Source organism: Desulfovibrio sp. 1214_IL3152 (assembly GCF_036763055.1).
In the GTDB taxonomy this organism is placed as follows: domain Bacteria; phylum Desulfobacterota; class Desulfovibrionia; order Desulfovibrionales; family Desulfovibrionaceae; genus Desulfovibrio.
The window spans coordinates 1-21,578 of the sequence record NZ_JBAIYW010000470.1 but is presented as its reverse complement, the minus strand read 5'-3'; the positions used below and the strand labels follow the sequence as shown (position 1 = coordinate 21,578).

Annotated in this window: 25 protein-coding genes; 19 read left to right on the top strand and 6 right to left on the bottom strand. The window is 52.6% G+C overall.

Annotation, left to right across the window (positions count from 1 at the left end):
- The 4 genes from V6C07_RS09950 to V6C07_RS09935 all read left to right on the top strand — a co-directional run.
- The coding region (locus tag V6C07_RS09950) for an ATP-binding protein (RefSeq protein ID WP_333536288.1) at nucleotides 1–1,211 on the top strand (1,211 nt) is incomplete at its 5' end.
- Nucleotides 1,212–1,214: 3 nt separating this feature from the next.
- Nucleotides 1,215–2,345 carry a glutamine-hydrolyzing carbamoyl-phosphate synthase small subunit gene (gene carA / locus V6C07_RS09945; protein ID WP_333536287.1) on the top strand — a complete coding sequence of 377 codons (1,131 nt, stop codon included), beginning with the start codon at nucleotides 1,215–1,217 and terminating at the stop codon, nucleotides 2,343–2,345.
- A 111-nt stretch (nucleotides 2,346–2,456) separates the two neighbouring features.
- Entirely contained in the window at nucleotides 2,457–2,888 is a 432-nt protein-coding gene (locus V6C07_RS09940) for a hypothetical protein (protein WP_333536286.1), read from the top strand.
- 43 nt (nucleotides 2,889–2,931) lie between these two features.
- Nucleotides 2,932–3,174: a cell envelope biogenesis protein OmpA gene (locus V6C07_RS09935; RefSeq protein ID WP_333536285.1), complete on the top strand. Its 243-nt coding sequence runs from the start codon at nucleotides 2,932–2,934 to the stop codon at nucleotides 3,172–3,174.
- 93 nt (nucleotides 3,175–3,267) lie between these two features.
- Here the strand turns inward: V6C07_RS09935 and V6C07_RS09930 are convergent, their stop codons facing one another.
- Both V6C07_RS09930 and V6C07_RS09925 read right to left on the bottom strand, forming a co-directional pair.
- Nucleotides 3,268–3,480 (bottom strand): hypothetical protein, encoded by a 213-nt coding sequence (locus V6C07_RS09930; RefSeq protein ID WP_333536284.1) that lies wholly within the window; start codon nucleotides 3,478–3,480, stop codon nucleotides 3,268–3,270.
- A 1,264-nt stretch (nucleotides 3,481–4,744) separates the two neighbouring features.
- The gene (locus tag V6C07_RS09925) at nucleotides 4,745–4,891 is read right to left on the bottom strand and encodes a hypothetical protein (protein ID WP_333536283.1); all 147 of its coding nucleotides are present in this window, start codon (nucleotides 4,889–4,891) and stop codon (nucleotides 4,745–4,747) included.
- Between the two features lie 41 nt (nucleotides 4,892–4,932).
- On the opposite strand from V6C07_RS09925, the gene V6C07_RS09920 reads away from it, so the two are divergent.
- The 5 genes from V6C07_RS09920 to V6C07_RS09900 all read left to right on the top strand — a co-directional run bounded on the left by V6C07_RS09920 (nucleotide 4,933) and on the right by V6C07_RS09900 (nucleotide 11,199).
- Nucleotides 4,933–6,120 (top strand): tyrosine-type recombinase/integrase, encoded by a 1,188-nt coding sequence (locus V6C07_RS09920; RefSeq protein ID WP_333536282.1) that lies wholly within the window; start codon nucleotides 4,933–4,935, stop codon nucleotides 6,118–6,120.
- Between the two features lie 11 nt (nucleotides 6,121–6,131).
- On the top strand, nucleotides 6,132–6,476 hold the full coding sequence (locus V6C07_RS09915; RefSeq protein WP_333536281.1) for a BrnA antitoxin family protein: 345 nt from the start codon (nucleotides 6,132–6,134) through the stop codon (nucleotides 6,474–6,476).
- A 269-nt stretch (nucleotides 6,477–6,745) separates the two neighbouring features.
- The gene (locus V6C07_RS09910; RefSeq protein WP_009301762.1) at nucleotides 6,746–6,952 is read left to right on the top strand and encodes a helix-turn-helix transcriptional regulator; all 207 of its coding nucleotides are present in this window, start codon (nucleotides 6,746–6,748) and stop codon (nucleotides 6,950–6,952) included.
- A gap of 222 nt (nucleotides 6,953–7,174) precedes the next feature.
- Nucleotides 7,175–9,715 (top strand): ATP-binding protein, encoded by a 2,541-nt coding sequence (locus tag V6C07_RS09905; RefSeq protein WP_333536280.1) that lies wholly within the window; start codon nucleotides 7,175–7,177, stop codon nucleotides 9,713–9,715.
- Entirely contained in the window at nucleotides 9,712–11,199 is a 1,488-nt protein-coding gene (locus tag V6C07_RS09900; protein WP_333536278.1) for a hypothetical protein, read from the top strand. Before V6C07_RS09905 ends, V6C07_RS09900 begins: the two co-directional genes overlap by 4 nt.
- On the opposite strand, the gene V6C07_RS09895 is transcribed toward V6C07_RS09900, so the two are convergent.
- The 4 genes from V6C07_RS09895 to V6C07_RS09880 form a co-directional block, all read right to left on the bottom strand.
- Entirely contained in the window at nucleotides 11,177–12,706 is a 1,530-nt protein-coding gene (locus tag V6C07_RS09895) for a DNA cytosine methyltransferase (protein ID WP_333536276.1), read from the bottom strand. The genes V6C07_RS09900 and V6C07_RS09895 overlap by 23 nt on opposite strands.
- Nucleotides 12,703–13,128, bottom strand: coding sequence for a very short patch repair endonuclease (locus V6C07_RS09890; RefSeq protein ID WP_333536275.1), 426 nt, complete (start codon nucleotides 13,126–13,128; stop codon nucleotides 12,703–12,705). The genes V6C07_RS09895 and V6C07_RS09890 overlap by 4 nt, the downstream gene beginning before the upstream one ends.
- 25 nt (nucleotides 13,129–13,153) lie before the next feature.
- Nucleotides 13,154–13,465: a helix-turn-helix domain-containing protein gene (locus V6C07_RS09885; protein WP_333536274.1), complete on the bottom strand. Its 312-nt coding sequence runs from the start codon at nucleotides 13,463–13,465 to the stop codon at nucleotides 13,154–13,156.
- Nucleotides 13,466–13,530: 65 nt separating this feature from the next.
- On the bottom strand, nucleotides 13,531–13,830 hold the full coding sequence (locus V6C07_RS09880) for an immunity protein (RefSeq protein WP_333536273.1): 300 nt from the start codon (nucleotides 13,828–13,830) through the stop codon (nucleotides 13,531–13,533).
- 240 nt (nucleotides 13,831–14,070) lie between these two features.
- Here V6C07_RS09880 and V6C07_RS09875 point away from each other — a divergent pair, with 240 nt between their 5' ends.
- The 10 genes from V6C07_RS09875 to trbL all read left to right on the top strand — a co-directional run.
- On the top strand, nucleotides 14,071–14,409 hold the full coding sequence (locus V6C07_RS09875; RefSeq protein ID WP_333536271.1) for a hypothetical protein: 339 nt from the start codon (nucleotides 14,071–14,073) through the stop codon (nucleotides 14,407–14,409).
- 18 nt (nucleotides 14,410–14,427) lie between these two features.
- Nucleotides 14,428–15,153 carry a nucleotide-binding protein gene (locus V6C07_RS09870; protein ID WP_333536270.1) on the top strand — a complete coding sequence of 242 codons (726 nt, stop codon included), beginning with the start codon at nucleotides 14,428–14,430 and terminating at the stop codon, nucleotides 15,151–15,153.
- An 8-nt stretch (nucleotides 15,154–15,161) separates the two neighbouring features.
- The gene (locus tag V6C07_RS09865) at nucleotides 15,162–15,623 is read left to right on the top strand and encodes a hypothetical protein (RefSeq protein WP_333536269.1); all 462 of its coding nucleotides are present in this window, start codon (nucleotides 15,162–15,164) and stop codon (nucleotides 15,621–15,623) included.
- Nucleotides 15,623–16,603 (top strand): P-type conjugative transfer ATPase TrbB, encoded by a 981-nt coding sequence (gene trbB / locus V6C07_RS09860; protein WP_333536268.1) that lies wholly within the window; start codon nucleotides 15,623–15,625, stop codon nucleotides 16,601–16,603. Before V6C07_RS09865 ends, trbB begins: the two co-directional genes overlap by 1 nt.
- Before the next feature lie 15 nt (nucleotides 16,604–16,618).
- Nucleotides 16,619–16,834 (top strand): Com family DNA-binding transcriptional regulator, encoded by a 216-nt coding sequence (locus V6C07_RS09855; protein WP_333536267.1) that lies wholly within the window; start codon nucleotides 16,619–16,621, stop codon nucleotides 16,832–16,834.
- Nucleotides 16,803–17,150, top strand: a complete 348-nt coding sequence (locus V6C07_RS09850) for a TrbC/VirB2 family protein (RefSeq protein ID WP_333536266.1) — start codon at nucleotides 16,803–16,805, stop codon at nucleotides 17,148–17,150. The genes V6C07_RS09855 and V6C07_RS09850 overlap by 32 nt, the downstream gene beginning before the upstream one ends.
- Nucleotides 17,147–17,443, top strand: a complete 297-nt coding sequence (gene trbD / locus V6C07_RS09845; RefSeq protein WP_333536265.1) for a conjugal transfer protein TrbD — start codon at nucleotides 17,147–17,149, stop codon at nucleotides 17,441–17,443. The genes V6C07_RS09850 and trbD overlap by 4 nt, the downstream gene beginning before the upstream one ends.
- Complete coding sequence (locus V6C07_RS09840; protein WP_333536263.1) at nucleotides 17,437–19,851, top strand: TraG/VirB4 family ATPase; 2,415 nt, start codon at nucleotides 17,437–17,439, stop codon at nucleotides 19,849–19,851. The genes trbD and V6C07_RS09840 overlap by 7 nt, the downstream gene beginning before the upstream one ends.
- Nucleotides 19,852–19,901: 50 nt before the next feature.
- Entirely contained in the window at nucleotides 19,902–20,702 is an 801-nt protein-coding gene (gene trbJ, locus V6C07_RS09835; RefSeq protein ID WP_333536262.1) for a P-type conjugative transfer protein TrbJ, read from the top strand.
- Nucleotides 20,703–20,711: 9 nt separating this feature from the next.
- The coding region (gene trbL, locus V6C07_RS09830) for a P-type conjugative transfer protein TrbL (protein WP_333536261.1) at nucleotides 20,712–21,578 on the top strand (867 nt) is incomplete at its 3' end.

The following is a 21,578-nucleotide window of genomic DNA, read 5'->3' as shown; positions in this document are numbered from 1 at the left end:
TCCGCGAGCGCTTCCAGGCGCTTATCCGGAAGCTTGGTCTGCGGCAGCCGCCCAACGGCACTGCCATGAGCCTTGAAGACGCCCTTGCCGTGGCCGAGCGCATTACCTACCCCATAGTGGTGCGTCCGAGCTATGTGCTTGGCGGGCGGGCCATGGCCGTGGCCTATGACGCTTCGGAACTGACCGCCTATTTTCATGCCCAGGTTCCGGAAAAACCCAAGCATCCCATCCTGATCGACAAGTTTCTCGAGCATGCCGTGGAAGTGGACGTGGACGCCATATCCGACGGCAAGGATGTTTATGTAGCGGGCATTATGGAACATATAGAAGAGGCGGGCATCCATTCGGGCGACTCGGCCTGCGTGCTGCCTTCCTATTCCCTGTCATACGATCATGTGGCTCTCATTGCCGCGCAGACAGAAGCTCTTGCCCGTGAACTCAAGGTCATCGGCCTGATGAATATACAGTTCGCCATCAAGGGCGACGACATCTACATTCTTGAGGTCAACCCGCGTGCTTCGCGCACAGCGCCCTTTGTGTCCAAGGCCACGGGCGTACCCCTGCCGTATCTGGCTACCCAGGTCATGTTGGGCAAAAACCTCGATGAGCTGGACCCCTGGAGCATGCGCAAGGGCGGCTTTACCTGCGTTAAAGAAGCCGTCATGCCTTTTCAGCGTTTTCCCGGCGTGGACGTGATTCTTGGCCCTGAGATGCATTCCACGGGTGAAGTCATGGGCATGGGGGCCAACTTCGGCGAGGCTTTTCTTAAAAGCCAGCTCGGAGCAGGACAGGTTCCTCCGCAGGGCGGCAGGCTCTTTCTCTCCGTCAACGACCGCGACAAACCCTTTCTGCCGGAAGTGGCGGAAATGTTCGCCAAACTCGGCTTTGAGCTTCTGGCTACCAAGGGTACGGCAGCGATCCTGCGCGAGCACGGCCTGAAAGTGGAAGAGGTGCGCAAGGTCTACGAAGGGCGACCCAATATTGTGGATCTGCTCATCAACCATGAGGTCGCCCTGGTGGTGAACACCGCCTCCGGCAAACACACCGCCAGAGACTCCAAGGCGATCCGTCAGGCGGCCCTGAACTACAAGGTGCCGTACTGCACCACCATTGCAGCGGCACGCGCCACGGCTACGGCCATAGGGTCGCGCCGGGACGAGATTCACGTGGAAAGTTTGCAGGAATACTACGCGCGGGATGCGCGGGGGTAAGTTATGAAAGCATTACTGGTGCTGGAAGACGGATTTACGCTGGAAGGCAAGTCCTTTACCGGCGACTTTGAAACCGGCGGCGAGGTAATCTTCACCACCGGGATGACCGGATATCAGGAAATTCTTACAGACCCTTCCTATTATGGACAAATGGTCTGCATGACCTATCCTCTTATTGGCAATTACGGCACTTGCCGTGAAGATATGGAATCCGCCGGAGTGCATTGCGCGGCCCTGCTGGTCAAGGAATGCTGCAAAAAGCCTTCTAACTGGCGCTCCACCATGTCTCTGCCGGAGTTCATGAAGCGCTATGAAAAGCCCGGCATCGAAGGGCTTGATACCCGCGCATTAACGCGGCATCTGCGCATTAACGGCGCCATGCGGGGTATTATTTCCACCAGGGAAACAGATCCTGCGATTCTTCAGGAGCGCGCGCGGGCTCTGCCAGCCATGAAGGGACGCAACCTTGTTCCTTTTGTGGCCCCCGAAAAGCCTTATACCTGGTATGACAATGCCGTGCAGGAAGCTCCCGTGGCCGAAGACGGCAGCTACGCATGGCGCGGCACGGGCTTGCCCCTGCTGGTGTATGATTTCGGCATTAAGTGGAATATCTTGCGCCGTCTTTGCGAGGCGGGCTTTGAACCCCTGGCCGTACCGCCGGGGTTCAGCGCGGCCAGGGCAAAAGCCAGCGGAGCCAAGGGCGTATTTCTGTCCAACGGCCCCGGCGACCCGGCCACGCTTACCAGCGAAATCGCTCTGGTGCACGAGCTTATCCAGATATTGCCGGTCACGGGCATCTGCCTGGGACATCAGCTCATCGGGCATGCCCTCGGCGCGCGGACGGAAAAGCTCAAGTTCGGGCATCACGGCTGCAATCACCCGGTCAAGGACCTGACCACCGGGCGCATTGAAATATCATCGCAAAACCACGGCTTTCATGTGGTTCTTGATGGTGTGGAAGATGTGGAAGCAACGCACATCAATCTTAATGACCAGACCCTTGAAGGGCTGCGCCATAAAACACTGCCTGTCATGAGTCTGCAGTATCACCCGGAGGCCGCCGCAGGACCTCATGACGGCGAATATCTGTTTAACCGCTTCAAAAATGTCATAGGCGAGAGTACCGGGGCCTGATGTCGAAAAATACTTGATATGCGGGCATGCTTATGACTACAGTACGTGTACTGTACGAGGTTTTTACTGGCGGCCCAAACCGCCTCGCCTGTAAACTGCAAGGAGCTTCGCGTGAAAAAGTCAGTTTTGAGCCTTGGGCTGGTTCTTGCTCTGGTTCTGGCCTGCGCTCCCGTTCGCGCTGCGGAAGTCGCTGTTGGCGATGTCGCAAAAAATAATCCCGTGGAACAGCTTACGGGACATGTGTGGCAAAAGACCAGTGAGTCCGATAAGGCTGCATTTCTGCTTGGTGTGGACTCTGCCATCACCGTAGAGTACTTTGTTAATGCCAAGCTGGCGGAAAAGGCAGCCAAATCCGGCAAAAAGCCCGCTTATACCCTTTCGCCTTTTGAAAAGGGCTGGATGAATGCCTTCAAGGGTGTCAACCGTGCTGAAATCATCAATATGGTGGATCAATGGTACGCTGCCAACCCCGACAAGCTTGACCGTCCGGTAATGAGCGTTATCTGGTATGAACTGATCGCCCCTCGCATTGCCAAGAAGTAAGGCATCCGCCATCGGGACGATAACAGGATTCAGGAGAATAGCCATGAAAAAAGCTTTGATTATAGCCATGTTGGCCGCCATGCTCACCAGTGGCGTTGGTTGCACCAATATGAGCAAGACCCAGCAGGGTGTTGCTAGCGGCGCCGCGCTTGGCGCGCTTGGCGGTGCGGGCATAGCTGCCATTTCCGGTGGCGCTGCCGGTTGGGGCGCTCTTGCTGGCGCTGGCGTGGGTGCTTTGGCTGGCGGCATTGTCGGCCACGAGCAGAGCAAAGGCAACAGCTGGTAGTTTCGCCGCCTCTTTGGCGCGGTTCTTAATGTAAAAGACCGGTAAATGGTCTGCCGCCAGTTGGCAGACAGGTCAAAAAGGCCACAGAAATACTCAGCGGCCGGCTTTTTCCGAAATTCCATCGGAAAGAGCCGGCCGAATCTTTTTTGCAAGCGCTTTGCCGTAAGGTGCATGCCCGCTCGGTTGATGTGCTGTTATCCTGTCGGCTGCACAAGTGTTACCAGTCGAAGCGGTACTCCAGAATGTCATCGCCGTGCTCATCGCGCTGTCCGGTTTCTTGCCATCCCAGATGTCGGTAGAAGCCATAAAAGCGCAGCGCGGATGCGCATGCATTCACGCGCATCATCCGGCACAGCCCGGCGCAGAGTGGCTTGATTCATTAAAAACTCCATATGGTCTTGATAGGGCAGCACGTCTTGCATCGCTTTTGTGTGTCAATCGGCCTTGCGTGGGTTGGTTGAGACGCAGGCTTCGGTTGGGGCCATGCCATCTTCACGGCGTCAGGCAAGGATGGGCGGTCAGCATTGCTTGGGCGCTTGTGTATGGTGGAAACGCCATGAGGTCGCGGGGCTGCGCGGTTTTTAACCAGCATTTTACCGCACATAAAATTTCAACAAGATTGATGACATGGTTTACTAGCCTGAAGACGCTTGAAGAGAAAGGACGTAAACGTGCAAAGCGAACCGTGACTGCATAGTATGTTCAAATTTTATTATAGATGTTGCTATTTATTTGAAACAATCTTTGACTGGATTTCTTGCATCTATTATTCTCGCCTCATGGATAAAGAAAATTCGCCCATTGTGATTCGTCCGTGTATTAAGTGCGGTAAATTGTCAACAAAAATTGAAACATCACGGCCAATCGGCCGTACACGCGACCTGTACCGTGTTGTGTGTGAATGCGGTAACGGGCCATTGCGCTGGTCTATAAGCGTTTCTTCGGCTATACGGCTTTGGAATTCGCATGATGCATCCTAATAATGTCGCCATCATGGTCTTTTCGGAGGTCTCTTGAGGGACTGGGTTCATCGACGACGCGACATTTCAGATCGAATCTGGGAGAACTTCGAGGTTTCACCTCCCATGAAATGAATGGCATGTTGGGCGTTCATCTCGTGACAATTGCCTGTTTATAAGCGCAGTTTTTCGGGCAGTACAAACAGGCGCGCCTCGGAGAGATCCAATCAGAGGTAGTGTCCAGAATTTTTCGCACATTTTGTAGCTGCCATGTGGTGTCAGGTCTGGCGCTGTCTTGAAGCTGGCGCGGGCGCACATCAAAATATCCGCGCTGGCGAACAGCGTATGCAGTCGGTGGCTATTTTTCGAGATTGACCAGATGACTTCTTGGATACCACCAACCTACCCATAGCAGAAAACGGAAACGGTTTCGGAAACGGTTTACCCTGTTTTATCCAGTTTGGCCCATGTTATTTCAGTGGGATACGGTGCCAATCCGGTACAAATTCGCTCTTTCACGCCGTCGACAGGGGTTCAAATCCCCCTTGGGGACGCCAATTTTTGGTTTATAAAGAGCGGCAAGGTACAAAAAACCTTGCCGCTCTTGCTTTTTAGCGATTCGGGCCATTTGCCGAATCCAGCCAAATCCAGGCTAATCCAAGAGCTTTGCGGGTATTTTTCCGGGTATCGAAATGCGGTAGCAATCCGATACCCGGTTTTTCTTTTAATGCTCTGAAATAAAAAGCATTATCGTCCAATCGGGTATCCTGAAATCCACCCTAATTCAAGGAGAACCGACATGGCATTAACCGATTTTCAGATCAAAAATTTGAAGTACGCTGGCAAGCCCATGAAAATTGCTGACGGCGGAGGGCTGTACCTCTACCTGTCCGCCTCCGGCAAAAAACTTTGGCGCATGAGCTACTATTTTGAGCGTAAAGAAAAAGTGCTCAGCTTTGGTGAATACCCGGTAGTCACCCTGCAAAAGGCCCGTGAAAAGCGCTTGGAGGCCAAACAGCTCCTGGCCGACGGCATTGACCCCGCCGCGAAGCGGAAAATTGCCAAAGAAGAGCAGATTTCGGAAGTGAAGGACATGTTCCGGAATATCGCCCTGGAATGGTTCGAGGCCCGGACAACCGACTTTACGGAAAAGCACCGGGGTACGGTCATGTACCGCATGGAGAAGTACATCTTTCCGGTCATCGGCGAGGAACACATCGCCCGGATGGAAGCCCTGGACATTTTGAAGGTCATCCAACCCATCGAGAAGAAAGGCCAGAACGAAACCGCCCGCCGCCTGCTGCAAATCATCGGGCAGATCTACCGCTTTGCCGTGATCACAGGCCGGGCCAAACGTAACCCGGTCACAGACCTCTCCGGAGCGATACGCCCCAGAAATGTCACGCACAGAGCGGCCATTACCGAGCCGAAAAAGGTGGCTCAGCTTCTGCGCAACATTGACGCTTATGAGGGCTATTTTCCCATAGTGTGCGCTCTGAAGCTGGCTCCGCTGGTCTTTGTCCGCCCGACCGAACTTCGGGCCGCAGAATGGACGGAATTCGATTTCGAGACCAACGAATGGCGCATCCCGGCCACGCGCATGAAAATGAAGCAGATGCACATCGTGCCGCTCTCCAGGCAGGCGGTGGCAATCCTGAAAGAGCTGCAAGAGTTTTCCGGCAACGGCAAACTCCTCTTCCCCTCCATCCGCACGGCAACGCGCCCGCTGGCCGACGCCACAGTGCTCAACGCGATCCGCCGCATGGGCTACACCAAGGATGAGATGTGCACCCACGGCTTCCGCTCGCTGGCCTCCACGCTGCTCAATGAACTCGGCTACAACCGGGACTGGATCGAACGCCAACTCGCCCACGGAGAAAGGAACGACGTGCGGGCGGCGTATAACTATGCGGAGTATCTGCCACAACGAACTAAAATGATGCAGGAATGGGCAGACTTCCTCGACAAGCTGAAAGCGGAAAAGTAAAAGGAAAAATTATGAAAAACACATCAAGCAAAAAGCCGCATACCCATATGACCTTGCGCGATGTCCAGGCCGCAGAATCAAAGACGGACTGGCAGCGGCTAAAGGATGCGCCGGACACGGCAGTTACGCTTGCAGCCGAAGAAGATGCCGACAATTTGCCGCTGGATGAGGCTTTCTTTGAAGCCGCCCGGCGCATGCAGTCCTCCAAGTCCACGGAAGAGACTCAGGAGATAACGCTGTGCATAGACGCCGATGTGCAGGAATGGTTCCGCGCCACCGGCTCCGGCTATCAGAGCCGCATGAACGCGGTCTTGAAGGCTTACGTCCAGACGCATGAGGGCCACGGCCAACTATAACCGCTATTGCAACATAACCAGGCGGCGCATTGCTTTCGAGGGTACGCCGCTTTTTTTGTTATAGTGGACTTTATCAGGTGCCTTGAAACAGCAACCGACCTAAAAACAAGGATTTTTAAAACCCTGTCAACAAAAAATTTGTCCACACAGTACAATGCAATGCCATCCAATAATGCTTCAGACCAGACTTTTCCGCAACCAAAATGGCTCGCCAAAAAAGCCGTGATACACTTCCAGCAAATACCAACGACCTATCAGGAGGTGTAATAATGACTACCATGACAACCATTCCCAAAGTGGGCTTCCTTCGACTCCCCCAAGTCCTGCAACTCGTCCCGATCAGCAAAAGCGCCTGGTGGGAAGGCTGCAAAACAGGCCGCTTCCCCAAGCCGGTAAAGCTCGGCCCACGCACAACCGTCTGGCGGGCGGAGGAAATTGTGGAGTTTATTGAGCGGATTGGGGCGCGGGTGGAGTAAATATTTATATCGAATGCCACTACGAGTTAAAATAGTATCTGACTAAAATATTTATTAAATTTAAACGGAAAAGGGCTTACGGTTAATATCGCAAGCCCTTTTCCGTTTGATACCTACGCGGACGTATTCGCAAATCATCATACCCATGTTGCGTGTACATGCGCTTTGCGCTACTGTTTTTACAGCCAATAAAGAGATTCTGAGTAAAAATTAGGAGCCACTATGCCAGCAAAACCGGCTTGGACCAGGGAGGAATTGATCCTAGCGCTTGAATTATATGTCAAGGGCGAGGGCTATATTCCAGATGTAAAACATCCTGATGTGATCGCCCTGGCATCAATGCTGGCCGACCTGGCAATGTCGGAGTCTGGTAAATCCTCAAATGCCGGGCGGGAGCGCTCAAGCATAATTTTTAAACTAGCGAACTTTCGCAGCCTAGATCCTAGTGCACATTCTGAAGGCAAAAAAGGATTTAGCAATGTCGGTCGGTTGGACAAAGAAATTTGGAATGAATTTTTTCATGCACAGGGAGCGTTAAAAAGGGAAGCGGATAAAATTCGTGAGAGAATTGATTCCGCGAGAGAAAGTTTTGAACCCCTTAAAGCCAATGTTCATCTGCTTCGCCTTGTTGGTGATGAACTAATAGGTAGCCTTCACCTGGCAGTTTTTGAGCTAGTAAAAAATTCATACGATGCCGATGCCAAGTCTGCGCATGTGACTCTTGATTTATATGCTGATGAGCCGTTTATCCGAGTAAACGACAACGGCAACGGGATGGATCTTGATACTATTCGTAATGGATGGCTTCAGCTAGGAGGCCAGCTTAAGCGAGGAAGCGGGCATAGGCGAACCCCCATATTTGAGCGCATCCCACTTGGCGAGAAAGGAATTGGCCGTCTTGCCGCATTTAAGCTGGGAAGTTCTTTGCGGCTAATTACGCGTAAAGATGACTCTGATGTGGAATATGTCGTTAATATAGATTTATCCGACCTGCTTGATGATGCGGTTGGATCTGGGGCTTCTGTTGAGGATGTTCGAGTTGGAGTCAGGGCAAGGCATCCAAAGCTATTTACAGGGAAGAAACATGGAACAAGTATACAGATTACCAATTTGCGCAATGACCCTACATGGGACAGGCGTCAAATAAGACAGCTTCATAGGCTTGTAACTACCCTTGTAAATCCATTTGCCACACGTAAAGATGCTTTTACAGCAACGCTTGATGTTCCAGGACACGAAAACTGGCTGGAAGACCTTCTTACCGCAAAAGATATAAAATCCCGCGCTATATATAGATTCCAATTTCAGTTGGATGAAGACGGATGGTTTTGGTGGCGATATAGATTTTCGCCGCCATCAGCTTTCCGTACACTAGATAGCAGGCTTGTAGCAGATCATTGGGAAGATGATTCTCCCACTAGACTGGATCTCGAGCCCCTTGAACATGAATCCACTCTTGAGGTTCCTGGGAGACCGCCTAAAGGGCCTATATTGGTAAACTCTGATATCTTACATGGGATAGGACCAATCTCAGGAAATTTCTATGTCTATGACCGGACTAGAGAAGTTCTCAAACGTCAAGGCGGGGAGCCGAAACTTGTCGGAGATTTTCTGAACGAGCAAGGTGGGATTCGAGTTTATCGTGATGGTATGCGTGTATACAATTACGGAGAACCCGGCGACGATTGGTTAGGCTTAAACGTGGAGAGAGTCAACAAGCCTGGGCGCAAATTGGCGACAAACGCAGTTATTGCAGCAATAGAGCTTGATGCTGAGAAAAGCAACAGGCTAATAGAAAAAACAAATCGTGAAGGGTTTGATGAAAACCAGGCTTTTGTAAATTTTCGTAGAATTATAAATAGCGCTATAGATTTATTTAACCGATCTCGCCAGGATGATCGAGAGGCATTAAATGAAGCGCTAAAACCTAAAGATAAGCAGGTAACAGAACCTTCTGCACGGTTTGAACAGGCAGTTGAAGATCTCCGCAAATTGAGTGAAAAGCATAAGCTGGTAAAAGAGCTTACCCCAAAGTTAAATACGATTGCGAAGGAATATAGTACCCTCCAGGAAGCAGCTATTGGCGCAGGTGCGGGCTTGAACATAGCAGTTCTCTTCCATGAGGCTGAGAGAGGAATCAAGTCAATTGTAGAAGGAATCAACAGAAATGAAGATTTGCCTACACTAAAAAAACGAGCAAACCATCTTGCAAGCCTTTTAAGTGGGTTTGCAGAGCTATTTCGCAAGGAAAAACCTAGAGTAATCAGCGCAAAACAATTTTTGCAGAGAGTTATTGACCTGAATCATGGTAGATTTGAAGCACATAATATCATTGTGAGTTGCCCTGTCCTGACAGATGAAGATCCTGATTTTAACATTTCCGGATCATTAAATTACTACCTTTCAGCAATAACGAACCTGATAGATAATGCCATCTACTGGACTCGTCGGACAAAAGAAGAAAAAGATAACAAGTATACTCCAGCAATAGCGATCAGAACGGTCACAGATTGGGCTGTGGAAGGCCCAGCTGTCTTTGTTCTAGATAACGGCCCAGGGTTCAGTATTGAACCTGATATGGCGGTACGTCCGTTTGTTTCAACCAGAGCAGGAGGAATGGGCTTGGGATTATATTTTGCCCGAATGGTGATGGAGACTCAAGGTGGAGATCTTCATATAATTCAAGATATTGATGATCTTGATATTGAAAACTCATTATCCGGAGCAGCAATAGGCCTAAGATTCAGACGGGGGCGCAAATGAGTACATCGATAGAACAACCTCTTCACGTGCACTTCAGCGGGCTTGATTTATTTAAAACATTAAGCATTGTTGTTGATGATAAAGAAGAAGATTTGTATGCGATCTTGTGGGGACTTCAATCTGCTGGGCTAGCCTGTGTTCCTTTGAGGTATGATGCTCTGACGGGCCTGCAAAATTCAACTATAAATGAGTTGCCCACCGCCCGATTGGTCTTTCTCGATTTAAATCTTGAAAGGGCTCCAACTCGGGGCTCTTCTGATCAGGCAACTCATATCAGCACAGTCTTAAGAGAGTTACGGTTAAGAGGGCCTTACATATTAATTGTCTGGTCAGATTTTAAAGCGAATTTGGATAATGTTCTCAAAACAGCCTTTGAGCGCACGCCAGAAGTTGTGCTTCCCGTTGGTATTGCAGTTCTTCATAAAGAAAAATTTTTGGTTGGTGGAGTTGAGGGCGAGTATGATTTCCAAGCTCTTGGAGAGCATATTTCCCAAATTGTCGCGCAGTACCCTCAAGTCTTTGCAATGATGGCATGGGAAAGTCGCACAGCCACAGCGGCCTCAACTGTGACGCAGAATTTATTTGAGCTAAAAGAACCTGTTGATAGTAGCACTGTTTCGTCCCTACTCGCCAAACTGCAAAAAGAAGTTGAAGCAATGCCTCCAGATGCATCTGCTCCAGTGATCTCAAAGCCTCTCTACCCCAAGGATAGAATTTCAAAAATTTTTCATTCTATAGGAACTGCGGCCTGCGGCAAGCATACGGATGAAGACCCCTCTGCTGCAATAGATGCAGGCCTTTTGCCTTTGCTAGAAGATAAATTTTTATCAATTCCGACAGATTCCGCTTGCTGCCAAACATGGCAGTCTGTTTTTAACGAGAAGGGTGCTGGAAAGCTAGAAGCTCCTGTTGTCTGCAAATTGAATTCATACCTATTGATAGACAAGCTAGAAGGAACTTTTTCTCATCGAGGGTTATTTCTTGAACTCAACGATACTCCAGAAAACACCTTTCTATCAAGCTACTTAGGTGAAAATCGAGAAGCATTACAGCGCCATTTTTTTGATAAAGGGAAAATAAAAAACCTAACTGCTAACGGACAAGCAGCGAGGGCAAATGAAATTATCTCGACTTGTAAAATCGGTATGCTTGAATGCTCTGCTGCCTGTGATCACGCGCAAAACAATATTGGTGTCCGCTTAGGATTGCTAGCAGCCCTTGTACCTGAAGGGTCTGCCAATCAAATTACGAGCGCAGAATCATTTTATCATGAAGGCGAAGGCTTAAAAATTCACTTTGGAGATAAAAACTACATTCTGATTGTTTCCTATAAATATCCGGTAGGACTCCCCCAGCACTTAATAGAAAATAGAACCTATTTTTCTCCGCTATTTAGGGCAAGAGAACAACTTTTGAATTCAATTTCAGTAAGATTCTCCGCATATGCATCACGCCCTGGCGTCATTTCAGTTTTTGAAAAATAGGGAGTATACTTTTAGCGATAATGTGCGCAAGCCATGGCGGTACAGCATTGCCAATCTGCCGGAACTGCGAAGCTCTTCCTCCAAAAAAATAATAATTATCCGGGAACGTTTGTATTCTGGCAGCTTCGCGCGGAGTGATGCTCCTGCACTGTTTGGGGTCATAATGAATGAAGGCATGGCCATCCTTTGCCAGATGAGAAATAATCGTATGTGAAGGCTTGCCGGAAGGCACAGCTCTAAATCGGTCTTTGAAGTCACCTGAGGTTGCATTTTGATGCTTAGGCAGAAGGTCTTCAGGGAAATCCGGTAGTTTCGGAGACTTGCCTTTTACTTTTAAAAAACACGCGCAGAATAAATAACGATGTAAATCCATTCTGATGTGCGGACGCGCCTCATGGTGAAGAACGCCTCCTAACTTTGGATCAAAATACCAGTCTGCATTCCACGATGCCTTTCCGGCGCATTTGCTGAAGTCTTCTCCATAAGCCTTGGGTGATTTCTGGCACAAAATTCTCGCAACTTGCGTTATGCTTTCACGAAGCTTTTTCCCGTGCAATTCACCAGCATTCTCCACCCAAGCTGCATCTTCGAGATTTGCAAAAACTGTGCGCCACTCCTCAAGCCCATCAGGCTCTTTTGATAGCTTGCTACGGAGCTTGGGCAAATCACTTAATACAGACCCCGTTGATGTTATTGCTGCTACTGATGGCGGTTTGAAGGAAGAAATATCCAAATCCTCACGAAAACCGAGAATGATCACCCTCTGCCTGGACTGGGGGATTCCATATTCTTCGCAGTTCACTAAAAAAACGCCTGCACTATCATCATACGCACTGAGCCCAGTGCTTAATGAAGCTAGTCTATACCCTGGAGCATCAGGCCATATTCCAAATTTTCTGTAAGCGAATTCTCCAGGCTTGCGTAATCCGTCGATGACATCATCAACAATTTTTTTACCATCAAGCTTCGCGAAAAGCATGCCAGGCACATTTTCCATGACAAATATTGAAGGCTGGTGCTTTGCTATTATCCGGATATACTCCTGATATAAAGTGTAACGCTCATCATGCTCAGGCTGATAATTTGCTTTTGTTCTATTCCCCACGATACCTGCCGTGGAGTATGCTTGGCATGGTGGCCCTCCTATCAGCACCCAGTTGTTTTCTCCGCTGAGGGCAGCCTGTATGCGCGAATCAAGTTCATTTGTATCGCATTGTCCGAGAGTTGCTTGCCATGTTTCGTCCCGAGCGGCCTTCATTTGGGCAGGATATTTTTCTATAAGCGTTGCAAGTACAATCTCTTTACGCAGAAACTGATAGTATTCCTCAGGCACGTCTCCATATTGAAATTGCCGATAAAAAGCACGCAACTGAAGCGTTTGAAATGGTTCGGTTTCTTTCTCCACTGAAAGGCGCACAGCAAATACCGTTCCGGTTGCCTCCTGAATAGAAGAAAAGCCTTCTGCAAGGCCGCCAGGCCCCGCAAAGACGTCAATTACTGGTATCATTTTGATCTCTTCTCCTGAGAAGGCAATGCAGCTTGAATACGAGCGGCAAGCTGTTCTTTATTTTTGATTTCACATTCCCAGATAACAAACACAGACCAGCCAGCCTGCTCCAACGCCTGAACTGCCCGATTATCACGCTGAATGTTTTCTGAAAACTTATTCATCCATTTTTCAGTGTTAGTTTTTGGTATAGAAGCTTCTTTACATCCAGAATGCCTATGCCAGAAGCATCCATGAACAAAAATTACTGTCTTATATTTTGGCAAGACGATATCAGGTGTTCCAGGAAGCTTCCGCACATTCAACCTAAAGCGATAGCCGAGTCTATGCAGAAGGGAGCGAACTGTTTTTTCAGGCTTCGTATTACTGGAGCGGATTCGCGACATATTTTTATGTCTCTGTTCTGGAGTCAAAACATCCATCGTGTTGCCATCATTACTTGAAAATTTATATTTCGATCTGGTGTATGGCCTGCGCTAATAAAAAAATTCTTAAATCAGCCCGTTGGTAAAGTATCTTGCCACCAGCTTTTATGTATGGCGGCCCGACCCCACGGCTCCTTTGCGTCTTCAGCGTCGCCGCTGACAACGAAAACAGCAGCGCAGCCTCCCTTTCCGTCAAGTATTCCTTCCGGCGTATCAGCTCAATTTCGCCTATGGCTTCCGCCACCGGCGCAAGGAGCTTTTCCAGCGTGTCGGCTACTGCCTTTTCTAAGTCGATCTCCTGACCGGCGACAGTAATTTGCTTGGGAGTATCCATTAATCAATCACATAACCAAGAAGGAAAATGTAGAAAATTATGCTTAAAATTACTTTGAACAGAGGTTATGCTTCTACCTGTTGCCTAGCCTGCTCTTTTGCCACGGCAAGAAGGTAGCTGAGATCTTCCTCTAACACTTCCGCCATACGCTGTGCATCCGATATCTGAACGCCCTGCGGCTTTCCGGTGTTGGACGCCTTACTGCGCATGGCCGTCCATCTGGCGGCTGCGGCTTTAGGTGTATCGTCCGGCCAGGCCTTGGCCGCGAACTCGCCCTTTTTCCAGCCGCGTTCTTTCACCCTGTTCGCCACGAGCTCCACAAAAGCCCGCTCCAGCGCCATGGCAAAATTGTTTTTTGTTGTCATGTCTTGCCTCCGGTTTTACCCAATATACCGGAAATTCCTTTCTTGTCTATGTAAAAATTCCTGCTAAGTAAAGAAGGAAATTCTTCAAAATATTTTAAAGGAGGTTTCAGGATATGCAAACATATTGGCAATATTTGAACATTGGCCACACCCGCACATGTGAAAGCTGCGTAAAGACTGAGACTGTGCCATGGCTACGCACTCTCTTCGTAGCAGGATGTGGGAGAAAAGGAAGCGGCTATGGCGTCTGAGCAGGAACGCTTACCGAACAATATGGCTGGGATCGAGTTTGTGGCTTGTCTGGATGCGATCAAGGAATTTCTTCAGAAAAGCTGGAAACATTCTCAGATTCACCGGCGTTTGAAGCAGGAAGGCAAAATCACCATGTCCTACGGTGCATTCTGCTACCACATGCGTCGCCTTTCTCTGGACAAGCACAGACCCGGAGAAGCGCCGCCCGCGCCTCCGGCCAAAGTCGCGCCTGCTCCGCCAGTTCGTTCTGCCGAGCCGCGCCATATCACTCCGGCCAGCGGCAAGTTTCCCGATCCACGGGACATGAATCCCGACGAAGCCATTTAACCAAAAGGAACAACAACTATGGCAACTATTCATTTCATTCAGCAGGGCAAGGGCGGCGTGGGCAAATCCATGATCGCCGTTATCCTGTACCAGGTGCTGCGCCACTTGGGCAAAGAGGTCATGGCCTTTGACACCGACCCGGTAAATTCCACGCTGGCCGGGTTCAAGGAATTTGAGGTCACGCGCCTGGACATCCTGAAAGACGGCGACATTGACCCGCGCGAGTTTGACGGCCTGATCAACGCCATCGCCGCGCTGCCGCCGGAAACGCATGTCATTGTGGACAACGGCGCGTCCTCTTTTCTGGCGCTGAACAGCTACATCAAGGAAAATGACGTGCTGGGCATCCTCACGGACAGCGGGCACAGCGTCTATTTCCACAGCGTGATCACGGGCGGCCAGGCCGTGGCCGATACCGCCCTTGGCCTGCGCTCTCTGGCCCTCGGCTTTCCCGAATCTCCCATTGTGGTCTGGCTCAATCCCTATTTCGGGGAAATCCGCATGGACGACCGGCCCTTTGAAGAATTCAAGGTTTACAAGGAGTTCGGCGGGCAGTTTCACGCCGTCATCACCATCCCCCAAGGCAACAAGGCCACGCTGGGCAAGGATCTGGAAATGCTGTTCGCCAAGCGCCAGAGCTTCGCCACGGGCATCAACTCCAGCCTGTCCATAGTCATGCGCTCGCGCCTGACTCGGTACTGGAACGAGCTTGTGTCCGTAGTGGAACTGGCTGCCATCGCATAGGGGGAACCATGTCTGACGCTGCATATCAGAAAGAGGTGAAGGAACTCGCCGCCAAGCTTGAGGACAAAAACCTGCTGCCGGACGGCATCGGGATGCCCCTTGAGCAGGTGAGGGCGCTTCTCGCGCACACGCATGAAACCGTTGTGGACAAAGCCGATCCTATTCTTATGGTCGTAACCATACTCAATGCCCACCTGCGCGAAGTGGAAAAACTTCAGGACAAACATCAGGAGGGCCTCGGCAAGTTCATGACCGAGAAAACGGATGCCTATGTTTCCGGCGTCCAGGAAGGCATTGCCCAACTCACGGACAGTCTTTCCTCCGCCTCGGTACAAGGTATCCGCAAGGTCTTTGACGATCACGCGGCCCGGCTTCAGGCCTTCAAGAACAGCACGGCCTGGCTCGCCGCCATTGTGGGCGTGTCGGCGCTGCTCAATGTGGCGGTGTTCGTGCTGGGAGGGCTGCGCTGATGCTGATGCGCCCTTGTGACGATCCGCGCCTTTTGGAAGGCCTGCGCCATTCTTGCGGGCCGCTCTTCATGGATGCCCTGGAAAACCCGGAGGTGATCGAGATCATGCTCAACCCGGACGGCTCGCTCTGGATCGAGAAGTACGGTCAGGATCATGAGCCCATCGGAGAAATCCCGGTGGCGCAAGGTCGGCTGATACTTTCGCAGGTGGCCAGCGGCCTGAACCTCACGGTCAATGAAAAAAACCCCATTGTTGAAGGTGAATTCCCCCTGGACGGTTCGCGCTTTGAAGGCACGTTCCCGCCCATTGTCGGGCCGGGGCCGTCCCTCTCGCTCCGCAAAAAGGCCAGCCGCGTTTTCACCCTGGAGGAATACGCCGCCGCAGGCTCCATTACCACGCGGGCTATCGAGATAATTGAAGACGCGGTGCGCCGCCGTCTGAATATTGTTGTGGTCGGCGGTACGTCTTCCGGCAAAACCACCTTCGTCAACGCGGTTATTGACGCCATTTTCCGGCTCACGCCTTCCCACCGCCTGCTTATCCTGGAGGACACGGCGGAGCTGCAATCTCAAAGTCCCAACACGGTGTTCTTGCGCACGTCCGTGCTTGCCGAAGTGGACATGCGCAAGCTGGCCAAGGTCAGCATGCGTTACGCTCCCAAGCGAATATTGGTGGGCGAAGTGCGGGACTCCGCAGCCCTGGAGATGCTGAAGCTCTGGAACACCGGGCATCCGGGCGGAGTCAGCACCTTTCACGCGGACAGCGCGGAGGAAGCCTTGCCGCGCCTGGAAGAACTGGTGGAAGAAGCCGGACTCGGCCCCAAGCAAAAGCTCATCGGGCGGGCTGTGGATCTGGCTGTGTATATGGAAAAGACGCCGGACAATCGGCGGCGTATTTCCAGCATCGTCAAAGTCAACAAATTCAACCATAAGGAGGACTTTTATGAAACGGAAACGCTCTACACGGCGGACGCCGCATAAGGACGGTGAGGCCGCATGAAAGCGCCCGTGAAAACCGCGCCGGAATACCGTTGCGGTCACTGCAACCGCCTGCTGGCGCGTGGCCAGCTTGAAGCCGGAGAAATCGAGCTTCAATGCCCGCGCTGCAAAACCCGCTTACACCTGCGGGCCTCGTGCCCCAACCTCGCGCCGCATGACGGCCTCCATAATGGAGATCGTTATGAACGCGAAAACCCTTCCTCCCAACGCTAAGTCCCTCCTGAAGCCGCTGGCCGTTCTCGGCCTGATGGCTCTCTGCCTCTGCTTTCCCGATATTGCCGCTGCATCCGGCGGCATCACCGAGTTTTCCAGCCCGCTGGAGCGGGTGGTGAACACCATTACCGGCCCGGCTGGTAAATGGATCTCCATTGTGGCCATGGCCCTCTGCGGCGTCATCTTTATTATGAACAAAGATGATATCAGCGGCGGTTTCAAGCTGCTGCTTTCCGTGGTCTTCGGGATTTCCTTCATCGCCTTTGCCGCCAGCATCGTGAACTCGGTGTTTTCCTTCTCCGGGGCGGTGATATGAGGCGATTCCTCCCCATTCACCAATCCCTGCACCGACATGCCCATGTGCTCGGCGCGGAACGGGAACTGGTTATGACCAGCGCCCTGATCGCGCTCCTGGTGGGCGTGGGCGGGCTCACGGCGGTTTCCATTGTGTCGGCCATTGGCTTTTGGGTTCTGTCGGTTTTTGCGCTCCGGCGTATGGCCAAGGCTGATCCGATTATGAGCCGGGTGTGGCTGCGGCACGTCAAGCAACAAGAATTCTACCCGGCGAGGTCTGGCCGGTGGCGGGCAGTCGGGGGTTTCAAATGCTGAAGCTCATCGACTACCGCACCAAAACCAAAGGCCTGCCGGATCTGCTGCCCTATGCCGGGCTGGTGGAGCCCGGCGTGATCCTGAACAAGGACGGCTCGTTCATGGCGGGCTGGGAAGTGCGCGGCCAGGATACGGCCAGTTCCACGGAAAACGCGGTGGCGGACGTTTCCAGTCGCTTCAACAACGCTGTGAAGCTCCTTGGAAGCGGCTGGATGCTGCACATGGATGCCATTCGCAGTTCGCACAAGGCTTACCCCGCGCCGGAGAAAGGGCATTTCCCCGATCCGGTGACGCAGATCATTGATGATGAACGGCGAGAGTTTTTCAGCGGCAACCGTTGTTTCAGCACCAGCGCCATTATGACCGTCACCTATAAACCGAACTTCCAGGCCGCCAAGCTCGCAGGGAAAGCTCAGGCGGGCGTGGCCACGGCAGGCGCTTTGGAAAAGGCGCTGGTCTACTTCCAGAACATGCTAGAAGAACTGGAAGACGCGCTCTCCGCCGTCCTCTATATGGATCGGCTGCTGGAATATTCCATACCCGACAGTGACGGTGAGGATTGGCTCCAGTCGGATCTGCTCTCGCACATTCAGCATTGCGTTTCCGGGGAACTCCAGCCCATGCGGGTGCCCAAAACGCCCATGTACCTGGATGCGCTCTTGGGGAGCGAAAACCTGGTGGGCGGCATCATGCCGCGCCTGGGTGAGCAGTATCTCACGGTCTTGTCGCTGGACGGGCTGCCGCAGGAGTCCTACCCGGCCATGCTCCGGGATCTGGACGCCCTGGCCCTGGAGTACCGTTTCTCCAGCCGCTTCATTTGTCTGGATCAGTATGACGCGGCCAAGGAAATCAATTCCTACCGCAAGGGCTGGCGGCAACAGGTTTACCGCTTCCTGGATCAGTTCTTCAACAACCCCAACGCCCGCGCCAACCGCGATGCGCTGCTCATGGCAGAGGACGCGGAAAATGCGCTCACGGAAGTGCAAGGCGGTTACGTCAGCGCGGGCTACCTGACTTCGTGCATTGTCCTGATGCACGAAGACCCGGAACGCTTGCAGGATTGGGCCAGGGACTTGCGCCGCACGGTGCAGACGCTGGGTTTCGGCTGCCGTATCGAGTCTGTGAACGCCCTGGAGGCCTGGCTCGGTACGCACCCGGCCAACAGCTACGCCAATTTGCGGCGTCCCATGGTCAACACGCTAAATATGGCGGATCTCCTGCCACTTTCTTCGGTATGGACAGGCTCTCCGGTCAATCCCTGCCCGTTTTACCCGCCCAACTCCAGGCCGCTGGCCGTGCTGATGACGGACAATTCCACGCCGTTCTGGTTCAACATCCACGCCGGAGACTTGGGGCATACGCTCATTTTCGGGCCTACCGGCGCGGGCAAATCCACTTTGCTGGCCTTCATCGCGGCGCAATTCCGCTGCTACGAAAACGCCCGCATCTTCGCCTTTGACAAGGGCATGAGCCTGTTTCCGCTCTGCTTCGGCGCGGGCGGCGATCACTACAATATCGGTAATGCGGACAAGCTGGCTTTCGCGCCGCTCCAGCGCATCGACTCGGAAGAGGAACGCGCCTGGGCGGAGGAATGGATCGCGTCCCTCATGGACTTGCAGCAGTTCACGGTCATGCCCAGCCACCGCAACGCCATTCATACGGCCATGCAAACACTGGCCGCAAACCCGTCGCATCTGCGCTCCCTGACCAGTTTCTACCATGTGGTGCAGGACAGAGAGATCAAGGAGGCGATCCAACATTACACAGTGCAGGGGGCCATGGGGCGGTTGCTGGACGCCGACACGGACAACCTGAACCTCTCCCGCTTCATGGTCTTTGAAATCGAAGACCTGATGATCCTGGGCGACAAAAACCTGGTGCCGGTGCTGACATATCTGTTCCGGCGCATTGAAAAGGCGCTGGACGGATCGCCCACGATCCTGGTGCTGGATGAAGCCTGGATTATGCTGGGGCACCCGGTGTTCCGGGCCAAGATTCGGGAATGGCTGAAGGTCATGCGTAAAGCCAACTGCGCGGTGATTCTGGCCACGCAAAGCCTTTCCGACGCCAAAAACTCCGGCATTCTGGACGTACTCACCGAGTCCTGCCCGACGAAAATCTTTTTGCCCAACGGCAGCGCCGAAGAGTCCGGGCAAAAGGAACTCTACACGGGCATGGGCCTTAACGACAAACAGATCAACATCCTGAAAACCAGCACTCCCAAGCAGGACTACTACATTGTCAGTCCGCAGGGGCGGCGAAAGGTACAGCTCGCCTTGCGACCCAAGGCGCTGGCCTTTGTGGGCGCGTCTGACAAGGAAAGCATTGCCCGCATTCGTGAACTGGCCGTGGAACATGGCCCGGACGCCTGGCAGGAAGCCTGGCTGCGCGAGCGCGGCGCTGCGTAACCCGAACGCCGGGAGGCTTCGGCCTCCCGGCTCTTAATAGGAATACCCGTATGAAAAAATACCTTTTGAGCCTGGCCGTGCTGGTTATGTTCGCCACGCCCGCCCATGCGTTCACTGTCACCTGCACCAATTGCAGTACCAACCTGATTCAACTCCTGGATCGCATAACCAATGTGGAGCAACTTTCCAACGCCCTCAAGCAATACCAAGAAGCCGTGGAGCAGACGCGCCAGCAGATCAACATGGTGCGGCAGAACATTGAGCAGTACGAAAACATGCTCCAGAACACGGCCAAACTCCCGGCCAACCTGGTCAATGAGCTGAAAAACAGCCTGACGCGCCTGGCGCACCTCTCCAGTACACTCAAAACGCAACGCGGTGACATTGTTGCCCTTGGCGAGATTTTTACAACGCTGTTCCCGGAGCAGACGCTCTTCGGCTCTCTGGCCGGAGCCAGCCCGGAGCAGGTGGAAGAAGCCAACCGCATTTACCGCCAGGAATGGGACAAATGGGCGGAGTCTGTGGATCAGGCCTCCCAGGCCACCTTCCAGCTCTCCGGCCAGCAACTTGACGATTTGCAACGAAATCCTGAGAAATTCCAGCGCTATATTGACGAGCTGCTTTCCACGCCGGACGGCCAGCAAAAAGCCATTATGGCGGGGAATCAGCTTTCCGCGCTTCAGGTGCAGGAGGCCCGCCAACTGCGGGAACTCATGGCCACACAGGTGCAGTCGCAGCTTGCCAGCCAGATGAAGTCGGAAAAAGAAAGCCAGATGTCCGAGGAAGCCTGGCGCGAAACTATCAAAACAGATCGGATCGGCAAGGCCAAAGCCAAGCCCGATCCTTTTTAGGCGGCTGCCATGAAAAAGAACCTTCTTTTTCTGGCCGTGCTGTGCCTCCCGGTTCTGGCTCTCCTGCTTCTCCCGGAGCAGGCCTTTGCCGCTGACGAAGATTTCGTGTCCAAGCTGGTGCGGGAATTCTACAACAAAACAAGTACCTGGGAGCCGACGCTCAAGCGCTACGCCCTGATTGTGTTCCGCTGGCTGGTAACTCTGGAAGTGTGTTTTCTGGGCATCAAGGCGGCGCTCAACCGCGACCAAATTCCTGACATCTTCAAACAGTTCGTCATGCTCCTGCTCATGGCCGGGTTCTTCATGGCCGTCATCAACTACTACCATGAATGGGCCTGGAACCTGATCAACGGGCTCGGCAGCATCGGCAGGGAGCTGACACCGGGCGGGTATTCCTCGGAATCGCCGTTTCTTACTGGCATGCAGCTTGTGAAACTGGTGCTGGACAAACTCTCCATCTGGTCGCCGGGCAACTCCATTGCGCTGCTCATCGCTGCGCTGGTGATCATCGTGTGTTTCGCGCTCATTTCCGCGCAGGTGGTCTTCATCAAATGCGAAGCCATGGTTGCCATGGCGGCGGCGCTGATTCTGGTGGCCTTTGGCGGCAGCTCCTTTCTCAAGGATTACGCCGTCAACGCCATTCGCTATGTGCTGGCCGTGGCCTTCAAACTCTTCGTGATGCAGCTCGTCCTGGGCGTGGGCATTGCCTTTATTGAAGGCTTTTCCACATCTACGGCGGAGCTTCAGGACATCTTTGTGGTGATCGGCGCGTCTGTCGTGCTGCTGGCCCTGGTCAAATCTCTGCCGGACGTGTGCGCGGGCATCATCAACGGCTCGCACGTTTCCAGCGGCGCGGCAATGACCGCTTCCGCCGCC

Bases quoted from the DNA above. Each gene is read 5' to 3' on its own strand.
- carA (WP_333536287.1), top strand. From the start codon at position 1,215: ATGAAAGCATTACTGGTGCTGGAAGACGGATTTACGCTGGAAGGCAAG.
- V6C07_RS09935 (WP_333536285.1), top strand. From the start codon at position 2,932: ATGAAAAAAGCTTTGATTATAGCCATGTTGGCCGCCATGCTCACCAGT.
- V6C07_RS09930 (WP_333536284.1), bottom strand. From the start codon at position 3,480: ATGGCTTCTACCGACATCTGGGATGGCAAGAAACCGGACAGCGCGATG.
- V6C07_RS09920 (WP_333536282.1), top strand. From the start codon at position 4,933: ATGGCATTAACCGATTTTCAGATCAAAAATTTGAAGTACGCTGGCAAG.
- V6C07_RS09915 (WP_333536281.1), top strand. From the start codon at position 6,132: ATGAAAAACACATCAAGCAAAAAGCCGCATACCCATATGACCTTGCGC.
- V6C07_RS09910 (WP_009301762.1), top strand. From the start codon at position 6,746: ATGACTACCATGACAACCATTCCCAAAGTGGGCTTCCTTCGACTCCCC.
- V6C07_RS09905 (WP_333536280.1), top strand. From the start codon at position 7,175: ATGCCAGCAAAACCGGCTTGGACCAGGGAGGAATTGATCCTAGCGCTT.
- V6C07_RS09900 (WP_333536278.1), top strand. From the start codon at position 9,712: ATGAGTACATCGATAGAACAACCTCTTCACGTGCACTTCAGCGGGCTT.
- V6C07_RS09895 (WP_333536276.1), bottom strand. From the start codon at position 12,706: ATGATACCAGTAATTGACGTCTTTGCGGGGCCTGGCGGCCTTGCAGAA.
- V6C07_RS09890 (WP_333536275.1), bottom strand. From the start codon at position 13,128: ATGGATGTTTTGACTCCAGAACAGAGACATAAAAATATGTCGCGAATC.
- V6C07_RS09885 (WP_333536274.1), bottom strand. From the start codon at position 13,465: ATGGATACTCCCAAGCAAATTACTGTCGCCGGTCAGGAGATCGACTTA.
- V6C07_RS09880 (WP_333536273.1), bottom strand. From the start codon at position 13,830: ATGACAACAAAAAACAATTTTGCCATGGCGCTGGAGCGGGCTTTTGTG.
- V6C07_RS09875 (WP_333536271.1), top strand. From the start codon at position 14,071: ATGGCGTCTGAGCAGGAACGCTTACCGAACAATATGGCTGGGATCGAG.
- V6C07_RS09870 (WP_333536270.1), top strand. From the start codon at position 14,428: ATGGCAACTATTCATTTCATTCAGCAGGGCAAGGGCGGCGTGGGCAAA.
- V6C07_RS09865 (WP_333536269.1), top strand. From the start codon at position 15,162: ATGTCTGACGCTGCATATCAGAAAGAGGTGAAGGAACTCGCCGCCAAG.
- trbB (WP_333536268.1), top strand. From the start codon at position 15,623: ATGCTGATGCGCCCTTGTGACGATCCGCGCCTTTTGGAAGGCCTGCGC.
- V6C07_RS09855 (WP_333536267.1), top strand. From the start codon at position 16,619: ATGAAAGCGCCCGTGAAAACCGCGCCGGAATACCGTTGCGGTCACTGC.
- V6C07_RS09850 (WP_333536266.1), top strand. From the start codon at position 16,803: ATGAACGCGAAAACCCTTCCTCCCAACGCTAAGTCCCTCCTGAAGCCG.
- trbD (WP_333536265.1), top strand. From the start codon at position 17,147: ATGAGGCGATTCCTCCCCATTCACCAATCCCTGCACCGACATGCCCAT.
- V6C07_RS09840 (WP_333536263.1), top strand. From the start codon at position 17,437: ATGCTGAAGCTCATCGACTACCGCACCAAAACCAAAGGCCTGCCGGAT.
- trbJ (WP_333536262.1), top strand. From the start codon at position 19,902: ATGAAAAAATACCTTTTGAGCCTGGCCGTGCTGGTTATGTTCGCCACG.